Annotated in this window: 10 protein-coding genes; all 10 read left to right on the top strand. The window is 70.4% G+C overall.

The window, feature by feature from the left end:
* Positions 1-82: 82 nt before the first annotated feature.
* Positions 83-2,707: a valine--tRNA ligase gene (locus AB0F77_RS14375; protein WP_361946873.1), complete on the top strand. Its 2,625-nt coding sequence runs from the start codon at positions 83-85 to the stop codon at positions 2,705-2,707.
* A gap of 182 nt (positions 2,708-2,889) precedes the next feature.
* A complete protein-coding gene (locus AB0F77_RS14370; protein WP_361946870.1) occupies positions 2,890-4,374 on the top strand; it encodes a folylpolyglutamate synthase/dihydrofolate synthase family protein in 1,485 nt (494 codons plus the stop codon).
* 7 nt (positions 4,375-4,381) lie between these two features.
* Complete coding sequence (locus AB0F77_RS14365) at positions 4,382-4,738, top strand: DUF4233 domain-containing protein (protein WP_361946867.1); 357 nt, start codon at positions 4,382-4,384, stop codon at positions 4,736-4,738.
* Positions 4,739-4,807: 69 nt separating this feature from the next.
* Positions 4,808-5,221: a nucleoside-diphosphate kinase gene (gene ndk / locus AB0F77_RS14360; protein WP_361946864.1), complete on the top strand. Its 414-nt coding sequence runs from the start codon at positions 4,808-4,810 to the stop codon at positions 5,219-5,221.
* A 302-nt stretch (positions 5,222-5,523) separates the two neighbouring features.
* Positions 5,524-6,543, top strand: coding sequence for a rod shape-determining protein (locus tag AB0F77_RS14355; RefSeq protein ID WP_189314032.1), 1,020 nt, complete (start codon positions 5,524-5,526; stop codon positions 6,541-6,543).
* Positions 6,544-6,705: 162 nt separating this feature from the next.
* Positions 6,706-7,647 (top strand): rod shape-determining protein MreC, encoded by a 942-nt coding sequence (mreC, locus tag AB0F77_RS14350; RefSeq protein ID WP_361946861.1) that lies wholly within the window; start codon positions 6,706-6,708, stop codon positions 7,645-7,647.
* Positions 7,648-7,660: 13 nt separating this feature from the next.
* Complete coding sequence (mreD, locus tag AB0F77_RS14345; protein WP_361946858.1) at positions 7,661-8,338, top strand: rod shape-determining protein MreD; 678 nt, start codon at positions 7,661-7,663, stop codon at positions 8,336-8,338.
* Positions 8,339-8,473: 135 nt separating this feature from the next.
* Positions 8,474-10,726: a penicillin-binding protein 2 gene (gene mrdA / locus AB0F77_RS14340; RefSeq protein ID WP_361946855.1), complete on the top strand. Its 2,253-nt coding sequence runs from the start codon at positions 8,474-8,476 to the stop codon at positions 10,724-10,726.
* The gene (rodA, locus tag AB0F77_RS14335) at positions 10,723-11,922 is read left to right on the top strand and encodes a rod shape-determining protein RodA (protein WP_361946852.1); all 1,200 of its coding nucleotides are present in this window, start codon (positions 10,723-10,725) and stop codon (positions 11,920-11,922) included. The genes mrdA and rodA overlap by 4 nt, the downstream gene beginning before the upstream one ends.
* 164 nt (positions 11,923-12,086) lie before the next feature.
* On the top strand, positions 12,087-13,598 hold the full coding sequence (locus AB0F77_RS14330) for a CYTH and CHAD domain-containing protein (RefSeq protein WP_361946849.1): 1,512 nt from the start codon (positions 12,087-12,089) through the stop codon (positions 13,596-13,598).
* Positions 13,599-13,643: the final 45 nt, after the last annotated feature.

The raw sequence follows: 13,643 nt of genomic DNA, 5'->3' as shown, positions 1-13,643 counted from the left end.
AAACCGCAGACCGCCGGGTCCCGCACCGTTACAGAACAAACGCGTTTCGGGACTGGGTCGTGACACCTCTAAACTGACCCTCGTGACCGAGAACGCTCAGCAGCAGCCACCAGCGCCCGACACCGAACTGCCGACCCAGTACGCGCCGGCCGATGTAGAGGGGCCGCTGTACGAGCGCTGGGTGGAGCGCGGTTACTTCGAGGCGGACGCGAAGAGCGACAAGCCGCCGTACACGATCGTCATTCCGCCGCCGAACGTCACGGGCTCGCTCCACCTCGGGCACGCCTTCGAGCACACGCTCATCGACGCCTTGACCCGCCGCAAGCGCATGCAGGGCCATGAGACGCTGTGGCAGCCCGGCATGGACCACGCCGGCATCGCCACGCAGAACGTCGTCGAGCGCGAACTGGCCAAGGAGGGCAAGTCCCGGCACGACCTGGGCCGTGAGGCGTTCGTCGAGCGCGTCTGGCGGTGGAAGGGCGAGTCCGGCGGACAGATCTCCGGCCAGATGCGCCGCCTCGGCGACGGCGTCGCCTGGTCCCGCGAGCGCTTCACCATGGACGAGGGCCTGTCCCAGGCCGTCCAGACCATCTTCAAGCGCCTTTACGACGACGAGCTGATCTACCGCGCCGAGCGCATCATCAACTGGTGCCCGCGCTGTCTGACCGCCATCTCGGACATCGAGGTCGAGTACCAGGACGACGACGGCGAGCTGGTCTCGATGAAGTACGGCGAGGGGGACGACACCATCGTCGTCGCCACCACCCGTGCCGAGACGATGCTCGGTGACACGGCCGTCGCCGTCCACCCCGACGACGAGCGCTACAAGCACCTCGTCGGCAAGCTCATCAAGCTCCCGCTGACCGACCGTTCCATCCCGGTCGTCGCGGACGAGCATGTCGACCCCGAGTTCGGCACGGGCGCCGTCAAGGTCACCCCGGCCCACGACCCGAACGACTTCGAGATCGGCCAGCGTCACGGCCTGCCGTCCCTCACCGTGATGGACGAGCACGCCGTCATCACCGCGCACGGCCCCTTCCAGGGCCTGGACCGCCTGGAGGCCCGCTCGGCGATCGTCGCCGCGCTGCGCGCCGAGGGCCGGATCGTCGCCGAGAAGCGGCCGTACGTCCATTCGGTCGGCCACTGCTCGCGCTGCAAGACGACCATCGAGCCGCGCCTTTCCATGCAGTGGTGGGTCAAGGTCGGCCCGCTCGCCAAGGCCGCCGGCGACGCGGTCCGCGAGGGCAAGGTCACCATCCACCCGCAGGAGATGGAGAAGCGCTACTTCGACTGGGTCGACAACCTCCACGACTGGTGCATCTCACGGCAGTTGTGGTGGGGCCACCGCATCCCGGTCTGGTACGGCCCGGACGGCGAGGTCGTCTGCGTCGGCCCCGACGACGAGCCGCCGACCGGCGAGGGCTGGCACCAGGAGACCGACGTCCTCGACACCTGGTTCTCCTCCGGCCTGTGGCCGTTCTCCACGCTCGGCTGGCCCGAACAGACCGAGTCGCTCGCGAAGTTCTACCCGAACTCCGTCCTGGTCACCGGCTACGACATCCTCTTCTTCTGGGTCGCCCGGATGATGATGTTCGGCCTGTACGCGATGGACGGCACCCCGCCGTTCCACACCATCGCCCTGCACGGCATGGTCCGCGACCAGTTCGGCAAGAAGATGTCCAAGTCCTTCGGCAACGCGGTCAATCCGCTGGACTGGATGGACAAGTACGGCTCCGACGCGCTCCGGTTCACCCTCGCCCGCGGCGCCAACCCCGGTGTCGACGTCCCGATCGGCGAGGACTGGGTCCAGGGTTCCAGGAACTTCGCCAACAAGATCTGGAACGCCACCCGCTTCGCCCTCATGAACGGCGCCACGGTCGAGGGCCCGCTGCCGGACCCGGAGGAGATGTCGGCCACCGACCGCTGGATCCTGTCCCGGCTGAACGAGACCGTCGCCGAAGTCGACGCCCACTACGACGACTTCCAGTTCGCCAAGCTGTCCGACGCCCTCTTCCACTTCGCGTGGGACGAGGTCTTCGACTGGTACGTCGAGCTGTCCAAGACCACCTTCCAGGCGGGCGGCGAGGCGGCGAAGGTCTCGCAGCGGGTCCTGGGCGAGGTCCTGGACGTCACGCTGAAGCTGCTGCACCCCGTGGTCCCGTTCGTCACGGAGACCCTGTGGACCACCCTCACGGGCGGCGAGTCGGTCGTCGTCGCCGAGTGGCCCACCGACAGCGGCTTCCGTGACGCCGCCGCCGAGCGGGAGATCGAGACGCTCCAGTCCGTCATCACCGAGGTCCGCCGCTTCCGCGCCGACCAGGGACTCCAGCCCGGCCAGCGCGTCCCGGCCCGCCTCACCCTGGACGGTACGGCCCTGGCGCCGCACGAGGCGGCCATCCGCCAGTTGCTGCGCCTCCAGCCGGAGGGCGACGCCTTCACGGCGACGGCCACGCTCCCGGTCGCCGGCGCCGAGGTCGCCCTCGACCTCTCCGGCACCATCGACGTGGCCGCCGAGCGCAAGCGCCTCGCGAAGGACCTGGCGGCGGCAGAGAAGGAGAAGGCCCAGGCCACGGCCAAGCTCGGCAACGAGGCGTTCCTCGCGAAGGCCCCCGATCAGGTGGTCGACAAGATCCGCACCCGCCTGGCCAAGGCGGACGAGGACATCACGAGGATCACCACACAGCTGGAGAGGCTGCCGCAGGCGTAGGCAGCGCCGGGCAGAGCCCCGGAGGGGCGCGGGGCGCCGTCGATGTGCGGCTCCGCCGCGCGGGCGCGACCAGTCGTGACCGGTCACGACGTTTCCCGCGCCCGCCCGGCGGCGGCCGCTCCCACTCCGTGGGCACCGCACTCCCCGGGCACCGCGTCGGCCCCGCTCCGTACACTGGGCCCGTGAGTGAAAGCGACCCCTTCGACGAGATCGTCGCGGCCGAGACCGACCGCGACCCCGACCTCGCCGTCATCGAGGCAGGCAGCCGAACCCTCCGTACCCAGGGCGGACCGCCGGAGGCGCACGTCCCGGTCCGGCCCGAGGACCCCGAGGTCGACAAGGCGCTGCGCGAGGTCGAGGCCGAGCTGGCCACCCGCTGGGGCGAGACCAAGCTGGAGCCGTCGGTCGCCCGCATCTCCGCCCTGATGGACGTCCTCGGCGACCCGCAGCGGTCGTACCCCTCCATCCACATCACCGGTACCAACGGCAAGACCTCCACCGCACGCATGATCGAGGCCCTGCTCGGCGCCTTCGACCTGCGCACCGGGCGCTACACCTCGCCGCACGTGCAGTCGATCACCGAGCGGATCAGCCTGGACGGGGCGCCGATCTCCGCCGAGCGGTTCATCGAGACGTACCAGGACGTCAAGCCGTACATCGAGCTGGTCGACGCCCAGCAGGAGTACCGGCTGTCGTTCTTCGAGGTGCTCACGGGCATGGCGTACGCCGCGTTCGCGGACGCGCCCGTCGACGTGGCCGTCGTCGAGGTCGGCATGGGCGGCAGCTGGGACGCGACCAACGTCATCGACGGCGACGTCGCCGTGGTCACCCCGATCGACCTGGACCACACGGACCGGCTCGGCGAGACGCCCGGGGAGATCGCCGGGGAGAAGTCCGGCATCGTCAAGCAGGGCGCCACGGTCATCATGGCGCAGCAGCCGGTCGACGCCGCGCAGGTCCTGCTGAAGAAGGCGGTCGAGGTCGACGCGACCGTGGCCCGGGAGGGCCTGGAGTTCGGCGTGATGGGCCGGCAGGTCGCCGTCGGCGGCCAGCTGCTCACCCTGCGCGGGCTCGGCGGCGAGTACCAGGAGGTGTACCTGCCGCTGTACGGCGCCCACCAGGCGCACAACGCCGCCGTGGCGCTGGCCGCGGTGGAGGCGTTCTTCGGCGTGGGCGCGCAGCGCGCGGAGCCGCTGGACATCAGCACGGTCCGCAAGGCGTTCGCGGCGGTGTCCTCGCCGGGCCGCCTGGAGGTCGTCCGCAGCTCGCCGACGGTCGTGCTGGACGCGGCGCACAACCCGGCGGGCGCGCGGGCCACGGCCGACGCGGTGAGCGAGGCGTTCGACTTCAGCCGGCTGATCGGCGTCGTGGGCGCGAGCGCCGACAAGAACGTGCGCGGACTGCTGGAGGCGTTCGAGCCGGTGTTCGCGGAGGTCGTGGTGACACGGAACTCCAGTCACCGGGCGATGGACGCGGACGAGCTGGCCGCGATCGCGGTCGAGGTGTTCGGCGAGGAGCGGGTGCAGGTCGAGCCGCGGCTGCCGGACGCGCTGGAGGCCGCGATCACGCTGGCCGAGGAGGAGGGCGAGTTCGCGGGCGGCGGTGTGCTGGTCACGGGCTCGGTGATCACCGTGGGCGAGGCCCGCGTGCTGCTGGGAAGGGGCTGAGGATCCGGTGCGTACGCTCTGCTCCTCCACGCTGATCGGCGAGTTCTTCGTCATCGGGTTCGCCGGGCTGGTCGCGATGAAGGACCCGGACCTGTCGGTGTCGACGGTGTGGACGGTCAGCGGGATCGCGATGCTCGTGTGCCTGCTGCTGTGCGGCGTGGTGACCCGTCCTGGCGGTGTCGCGCTGGGCTGGGCCCTCCAGATCGCGCTGGTCGCGTCCGGGTTCGTCGTACCGACGATGTTCTTCATGGGTGTGGTCTTCGCGGCCCTGTGGTGGGCGTCGGTGCACTACGGCCGCAAGATCGAGGAGGCGAAGGCCCGCTTCGCGGCGCAGGCCGGGGCCTCCGGAGCTGACGCTGCGTAACGGGGGGCGGAGGCTGCCCTGTAGCCTCGTGCCACCGCATATGCCAAGGCACCCAAGGAGCTGCACACCATGACCCAGCGCACCCTCGTCCTCCTCAAGCCCGACGCCGTACGGCGTGGTCTGACCGGCGAGATCATCAGCCGTATCGAGCGCAAGGCGGACTGGCGGATCACCGCGCTGGAGCTGCGCACCCTGGAGCTGGAGACGCTGGAGCAGCACTACGGCGAGCACAAGGGCAAGCCGTTCTACGAGCCGCTGATCGAGTTCATGTCGTCGGGTCCGGTCGTGGCGCTGATCGTCGAGGGCGAGCGGGTCGTCGAGGGTGTGCGCGCCCTGGCGGGTCCGACCGACCCGATCGCCGCGGCACCCGGGTCCATCCGGGGGGACTTCGGTGTCATCGTGCGGGAGAACCTGATCCACGCGTCGGACTCCGAGGAGTCGGCCGAGCGCGAGGTGAAGATCTTCTTCCCCGGACGCGGCTGAGCAAATTTTTCGCGTCTTTTTCTGACGGCCCGTCAGCTCGGCGGGGCGACCGACCTGGGACGGCCGTTCGTTTTCGGCCGTCCTTCGGCATATGCGTGGCGATCGGGGGAACGAGTGCCCCCGATGGGCCGTCTCCACAAGCGAGGCGGCTGCGTACGTGCTGACAATGGCGAAGACCCTCGCGCAGTGTTCGTGCAGGCGCGTCTACCATGTAAGCCTTCACGTCACAGCACCCACTTCGCCGTCCTGAAAAGCTCTCAGAAGCTCCCGGGAAGGCCAGACGAATCCTGATGGGGAACTCAATGTCGTTCATCGGCCGTGACATGGCTGTCGACCTCGGGACCGCCAACACGCTGGTGTACGTCAGGGGTCGCGGGATCGTACTCAACGAGCCGTCCGTGGTCGCGATCAACACCAACACCGGTGGCATCCTGGCCGTGGGCGCCGAGGCGAAGAAGATGATCGGACGGACGCCGGGCAACATCGTCGCCGTGCGTCCGCTGAAGGACGGCGTGATCGCCGACTTCGAGATCACCGAGCGGATGCTGCGCTACTTCATCCTGAAGATCCACAAGCGGCGCTACCTCGCCCGGCCGCGTGTGGTCGTCTGTGTGCCGTCGGGCATCACGGGCGTGGAGCGCCGTGCGGTCATCGAGGCGTCGTCCCAGGCCGGGGCCCGCCAGGTGCACATCATCGAGGAGCCCATGGCCGCGGCCATCGGCTCGGGCCTGCCGGTCCACGAGGCGACCGGCAACATGGTGGTGGACATCGGCGGCGGCACCACGGAGGTCGCGGTCATCTCGCTCGGCGGCATCGTCACCGCCCAGTCCATCCGGGTGGCGGGCGACGAGCTGGACAACGCGATCATCCAGCACATCAAGAAGGAGTACTCGCTCCTCCTGGGTGAGCGGACGGCCGAACAGATCAAGATCACGATCGGTTCGGCGTACGACCTCGACGACGACGAACACACCGAGATCCGCGGCCGGGACCTCGTGTCCGGGCTGCCCAAGACCGTCGTCATCTCGGCCGCCGAGGTGCGCAAGGCGATCGAGGAGCCGGTCAACGCGATCGTCGACGCCGTGAAGACCACCCTCGACAAGTGCCCGCCGGAGCTGTCCGGCGACATCATGGACCGGGGGATCGTGCTGACCGGTGGCGGCGCGCTGCTGCGCGGGCTCGACGAGCGGCTGCGGCGCGAGACCGGCATGCCCATCCACATCGCCGAGGACCCGCTGGACAGCGTGGCGCTCGGTTCCGGCAAGTGCGTCGAGGAGTTCGAGGCGCTCCAGCAGGTCCTGGACGCCCAGCCGCGCAGGTGACACAACTCTTCGATTCCGCCGTACGAGACGAACCCCGCTCGTACGGCGGATCGTTGATATAGAGGCATAAGCTCCCACAAATGGGCCCCTTGGGATCGCGCATCGGGTCTGCGCTTCCCGGGGCCACCCGAATTCCTATGAGGAAGGGCACGGCCGCCGCACGTGAGGGACACGAAAGAGAGCCGGCTGCTCCTGGTACTGCTGATCGCCATCGCGTTCGCGCTGATCACGGTGGACATCCGCGGTGGGCGCAACTCCCCGGTCGACGGGGCCCGGCAGGCCGCCGCGGCGGTCTTCGGCCCGATCGAGAGCGGGGTGTCGTCGGCGGTCGATCCCGTCGGCAACGCCGTCTCCGCCGTCCGAGACTCGGGCGAGCGCCACGACCGGCTCGCCAAGCTGGAGACGGAGAACGCCGCCCTCAAGGCGAAGCTCGGCAGCGACGACCGCAACCGCAGCAGGCTCCAGCAGCTCGACAAGATGCTCAAGGTCGCCGGCGAGGGGCAGTACGGCATCAAGGGCGCCGAGGTCATCGCCATAGGCGCGGCCCAGGGCTTCTCCTGGACCATCACCATCGACGTCGGCGCGGGCGACGGCATCCGGCGCGACATGACCGTCCTCAACGGGGACGGGCTCGTCGGCCGGGTCACCACCGTCGGCCCCAACACCTCCACCGTGCTGCTGGCCAACGACCCCGACTTCACCGTCGGCACCCGCATGGAGGGCAGCGACGAACTCGGCTTCGCCTCCGGGCAGGGCGACCGTCCGCTGCGCGTCGAACTCCTCAACGGCAAGGCCGAGGTGAAGAAGGGCGACCGGCTCGTCACCTTCGGCTCCCAGGCCGACCGCCCGTTCGTACCCGGCGTCCCGGTCGGCATCGTCTCCCGGGTCGACCCCTCCGGCGGCGGCCTGACCCGCACCCTCTACGTCACCCCGTTCGTCGGCTTCAGCAAGCTCGACGTCGTCGGTGTCGTCGTCCAGCCCCCGAAGCGCGACCCGCGCGACGAGGTGCTCCCGGCCAAGCCCCGGCCGACACCCACCCCGACGGTGACCGTCACGGTCACCCCGTCCGCCGACGCGCCCGCCACCGACGAGCCGCAGCAGTAGGAGCTGAATCCCCATGCGTGTCAACCGGATCCTGCTCTCCACCGCGCTGATCGTGGTCGCCCTGGTGGTCCAGGTGAGCGTCCTGTCCCGGCTGCGGCTGCCCGGCGCCGTCCCCGACATACTGCTGCTGACCGTCCTCGGCCTGGCGATGGTGTACGGCCATGTGGGCGGCGCCCTCGTCGGCTTCGGCGCCGGACTGCTCGCCGACCTCGCCCCGCCCGCCGACCACGCGGCCGGCCGCTACGCGCTGGTGCTCTGCGTCATCGGCTACCTCGCCGGCCTCATCAAGCCGGAGAACGGACGCATCAAGTCGGCCACCGGACCCATGGTCGTGGTGGTCGCCGCCGCGATCGGCTCGACCCTGCTGTACGCGGGCGTCGGCGCCCTCGTCGGCGACACCGCCGCCCGCCATGTCGGCCTCGGCAGCCTGCTGTTCACGGCCGCCCTGTACGACCTGCTGCTCGCGCCGTTCGTCGTCCCCGGGGTGATGGCCCTGGCTCGCCGCGCCGACAACGACCCGCTCGCCGAGACCGCCTCCGCCGGCAAGGGCACCGACATCTCCTCGGGCTGGCTCTCCTCCGGCACGGGCCTGCGCATCGGCGGCCAGCGCGGCGGCCTCGGCGCCCTGAAGAGCAAGGCCCGCGTCCGCACCGCGCGCGTCGGACGCATCAAGGGGGTCAAGCGACTGTGACGGCACCGGAGTTCGGGGCGGACGTTCACAGGTCCGTCGGATATGACTCGTACACGCGCTGAGAGGGGACGGCAGCCGCAGTGACCACGTCCCACCCGTCTCCCACCACCACCCTCAACGGAGTGGGCCCCGCCCATGACTAACATCCCCGAGACCGGACGGACCCCGCGGGTCCAGATCCGGCTCGTCGTCATCCAGATCCTCGTCCTCTCCCTGCTCGGCACCCTCGGTGGCCGGCTGTGGTACCTCCAGATCCGGGAGGGCGCCGAGTACCAGAAGGAGGCGTCGGGCAACCACGTCCAGCAGGTCGTGGAGCCCGCCGTGCGCGGCTCGATCCTGGACGCGCGCGGGGTGCCGCTCGCCGACAACGAGACCCGGCTGGTCGTCTCCGCCTCCCGCACCGACCTGCTCAAGCAGGACGACGACGGCAAGGCGGTGCTGACCAAGCTGGCCGGTGTCCTCGGCATGAGCCCCGAGGAGGTGATACAGAAGGTCCGGCTGTGCGACGCCCAGACGCCGCAGCCCTGCTGGAACGGCTCGCCGTACCAGCCCATCCCGATCACCGACGAGGCCACCGCCAAGCAGGCCCTCCAGATCCGCGAGCGCTCCGAGGACTTCCCCGGCATCACCGCCGAGCCGGAGGCCGTGCGCCGCTACCCGGGCCCCGGCAAGTCCAACACCTCCCAGGTGCTCGGCTACCTCTCGCCGGTCACCGACGACGAGCTCCAGAAGGCCAAGGACAGCGACTCGCCCTACCTGCGCTCCGACCAGGTCGGCCGCTCGGGTCTCGAGCGCCAGTACGACAAGGAGCTGCGCGGCAAGGCCGGCGTGACCCGCTACGAGGTCGACAACCTCGGCCGGGTCATCGGCAAGGCCGAGGCGGACCCGGCGCAGCCCGGCTCCAACCTCGTCACCAGCATCGACTCCCGGGTGCAGCGCGTCGCCGAGTACGAGCTCGACAAGGCGATGAAGGTCGCCCGCCAGCAGTTCGACAAGATCACCAACGAGTACTACAAGGCCGACTCCGGCGCCGTCGTCGTCATGGAGGCCAAGACCGGCCGGATCGTCGCCATGGCGTCCGCGCCGACGTACGACCCGAACGTCTGGGTGGGCGGCATCTCCGCGAAGGACTACAAGAAGCTCACCGGCAAGAAGTCCGACTACCCGCTGCTCAACCGGGCCATACAGGGTCAGTCCGCACCGGGTTCGACGTTCAAGGTGGTCTCCACGGCCGCCGCGGTCGAGGCCGGCTACGTCTGGGACGGCGGCTACCCCTGCACCAGCTCGTACTCGGTGGGCGGCCAGGTCTTCAAGAACTTCGAGGGCGAGAACTTCGGCCCCATCTCGCTCGGCCGCGCCCTGGAGGTCTCCTGCGACACGGTCTTCTACGGCCTCGCCGACCGCGAGTGGAAGAAGGACGGCGGCATCAACCCGAAGAAGGGCCAGCCCAAGGACTACTTCTACAAGGCCGCCCACCAGTTCGGCCTCGGCAGGACCACCGGCATCGACCTGCCCAACGAGGTCACCGGCCGCGTCCCCGACCGCAAGTGGAAGCAGGACTACTGGAAGGCCAACAAGGACGCCTGGTGCAAGTCCGGCAAGAAGGACGGCAGTTACGTCGAGAAGATCGCCTACGAGAACTGCCTCGAAGGCAACAAGATGCGTGAGGGCGACTCGATCAACTACTCCATCGGCCAGGGCGACACCCTCGTCACGCCGGTCCAGGAGGCCGTGATCTACGGGGCCCTCGCCAACGGCGGCACCATGTACCAGCCGACCATCGGCAAGGCGATCGTCAGCGCCGACGGCAAGTCCGTCCAGGAGATCAAGCCCACCAAGCAGGGCAGGCTGCCGGTGAACAAGGCCGCCCTCAAGGGCATGGGCGAGGCCCTCCAGGGCGTCGTCACCCGCGGTACGGCCGCCTGGAAGTTCACCGGCTGGCCCCAGGACAAGATCACCCTGCACGCCAAGACCGGTACCGCCGAGGTCTACGGCAAGCAGACCACGTCCTGGCTCGCCACGTACTCCAAGGACTACACGGTCATCATGACCATCGCCCAGGCCGGTACGGGTTCCGGCGCCTCCGGTGAGGCCGTGCGCAACATCTACAGCGCGATGTACGGCGTCCAGCCGGACGGCGCCATCGACAAGAAGAAGGCGCTGCTGCCCACGCCCGAGGCCAAGCTGCCCACGGTCCGCACCGACGGCACGATCAAGTCCCCGAAGGTCTCCGACGACCCGGTCAAGGACGTCCTGGCCACCCCGTCGGGCTCGCCCTCCCCGGACGACGGCTCGTTGCCCCCGGCCACGACGAGCACCCCCACGACCGGCAACCGCGACACCCGCAGGCGCCCGCGCCGACGGGGGAGCCGGAGGCTGCCCGCATGACCGGGGTGAACAGCTTCTCCGTCTCCGGGTACGGCCCCCAGCGGGCCGGCTGGACCCGGATCTTCGCCCGGGACTCGCTGGCCCGCCGGCTGGACTGGCCGATCCTGCTGGCCGCGCTGGCGCTGTCGTTCCTCGGCTCGGTACTGGTGTTCTCCGCGACCCGCAACCGCACCGAGATCAACCAGGGCGACCAGTACTACTTCCTGCTCCGCCACCTCATGAACACCGGCATCGGGGTCGCCCTGATGATCGGCACGATCTGGCTCGGCCACCGCTCGCTGCGCAACGCCGTGCCGGTCCTCTACGGCCTGTCCGTGCTCGGCATCCTGCTGGTGCTCACCCCGCTCGGCTCCACGGTCAACGGCGCGCACTCCTGGATCGTGCTCGGCGGCGGCTTCTCGCTCCAGCCCTCCGAGTTCGTGAAGATCACGATCATCCTGGGCATGGCGATGCTGCTGGCGGCCCGGGTGGACGCGGGGGACAAGAAGTACCCCGACCACCGCACGGTCCTCCAGGCCCTCGGCCTGGCCGCCGTCCCCATAATGATCGTCCTGCTCATGCCCGACCTCGGCTCGGTCATGGTCATGGTCATCATCATCCTGGGCGTGCTGCTCGCCTCCGGCGCCTCCAACCGCTGGGTGTTCGGGCTGATCGGCGCGGGCGCCCTCGGCGCGATCGCGGTGTGGCAGCTGCACATCCTGGACGAGTACCAGATCAACCGGTTCGCCGCGTTCGCCAACCCCGACCTCGACCCGGCGGGCGTCGGCTACAACACCAACCAGGCCCGTATCGCGATCGGCTCGGGCGGGCTGACCGGCGCGGGCCTGTTCCACGGCTCGCAGACCACCGGCCAGTTCGTGCCCGAGCAGCAGACGGACTTCGTGTTCACGGTCGCGGGCGAGGAGCTGGGCTTCCTCGGCGCGGGCCTGATCGTGGTCCTGCTCGGCGTGGTGCTGTGGCGGGCCTGCCGCATCGCCCGCGAGACGACCGAGCTGTACGGCACGGTCGTCGCCGCCGGGATCGTCGCCTGGTTCGCGTTCCAGGCGTTCGAGAACATCGGCATGACCCTGGGCATCATGCCGGTCACCGGCCTCCCGCTGCCCTTCGTGTCGTACGGCGGCTCGTCGATGTTCGCGGTCTGGGTGGCGGTCGGGCTGCTGCAGTCGATCCGGGTGCAACGGCCGATGTCGGCGTAGGCCCGCGGCGCTTCGACGGGGGCGGGGTGCGGGCCACTCCGCCCCCCTTGTCGTCCCGGCCATCCATCTGTCCTCCCGGCCATTCATCCTTTTCCTGGGGTTTCTTTCTCATTCACCCCGGTCGGCCCCTGCCCTCCCGGCGTGTGGGCCACTAGATTCGGTTCATGGCGGATGAGAAACGCGAGATCGAGCGCAAGTACGAATCCGACGACAGCGGGCTGCCCGACCTGACCGGCATCGGCAGGGTTGCCACCGTCCTGGACAAGGGCGTCACACACCTCGACGCCACCTACTACGACACCGTCGACGAACGCCTGGCCCGGCACGCCCTCACCCTGCGCCGCCGCACCGGCGGCGGCGACGCCGGCTGGCACCTGAAGTTCCCGGTCGCCCGCGACGTCCGCGACGAGATCCGCGCCCCCCTCTCCGACGACCTCCCGGACGAGCTCGCCGGCCTGCTGCGCTCCCGCGTCCGCGACGCCGACCTCGTCCCCGTGATGCGCCTGCGCTCCGCCCGCGACGTGAGCCACCTCCTCGACGCCGACGGCGCGCTCCTCGCCGAGGTCAGCGTGGACGCCGTCACCGCCGAACGGCTCTCCGGCCCCGGCCGCGGCACCACCGCCCAGTGGACCGAGATCGAGGTCGAACTCGGCGACGACATGTCCCCCGCCTTCCTCGACAAGGTCGAGAAACGGCTGCGCAAGGCCGGCGTACGCCCCTCCGAGTCCGCCTCGAAGGTCGCCCGCGCCCTCGCCGAGACCTCGCCGGGCCCGGCCGGGCCCGCACCCGAGCCCCCCGCCGCGCCGCTCACCGCGGGCGACCACGTCCTCGCCTACGTCCGCGCCCAGCGCGACGCCGTGGTCGAGCTGGACCCCGCCGTACGGCGCGACGAGTACGACTCCGTGCACCGCATGCGCGTCGCCACCCGCCGGATGCGCAGCGCCTTCCGCTCCTACGGCGGCGTCCTCGACCGCGCCGTCACCGACCCCATCGGCGCGGAGCTGAAGTGGCTCGCCGCCGAGCTGGGCGTCGACCGCGACCGCGAAGTGCTCACCGAGCACCTCACCACCGCCCTCGACGCCCTGCCCGAGGACCTGGTCTCGGGACCGGTCCGCACCCGGCTGGGCACCTGGGCCGCCGACCGCCGCGGCGGCGCGCGCCGCCGGCTCGTCGGCGTCCTCGACTCCCAGCGCTATCTGAACCTCCTCGACACCCTGGACGCCCTCGTCGCCGCCCCGCCCCTCCTGCCGGCCGCCGCCCGCGACCCGGAGAAGGCGGTCGCCAAGGCCGTACGCAAGGACGTCGGCAAGCTGTCCGCGCTGGTCGAGCAGGCCATCGAGCTGCCCCCGGGCCACGACCGCGACCTCGCCCTGCACGAGGCCCGCAAGAAGGCCAAGCGCACGCGCTACGCGGCGGAGGCCGCCACCCCCGCGCTCGGCGCCCCGGCCGCCGCCCTCACCAAGGCCGCCAAGGGCCTCCAGACCCTGCTCGGCGACCACCAGGACAGCGTCATGGTCCGCCAGACGCTGCGCGAGCTGTCGGCGGTGGCGCACGCGGCCGGCGAGAACACGTTCACGTACGGGATCCTCTACGCCCGCCAGGAGTGGCGCGCGGCCGATGTGGAGACACGGCTGCCGGAGATCTGGCGGGAGGGGTGGGGCGGGGCGTCCGTCTGAGCGTGCGGGGGAGCCTTCCGGGCGGGTTAGGCTTGATGGTCAGCC

The sequence above is a fragment of the Streptomyces sp. NPDC026672 genome, from assembly GCF_040638185.1.
Taxonomy (GTDB): Bacteria; Actinomycetota; Actinomycetes; order Streptomycetales; family Streptomycetaceae; genus Streptomyces.
This window is presented reverse-complemented; position numbering and strand designations above follow the sequence as displayed.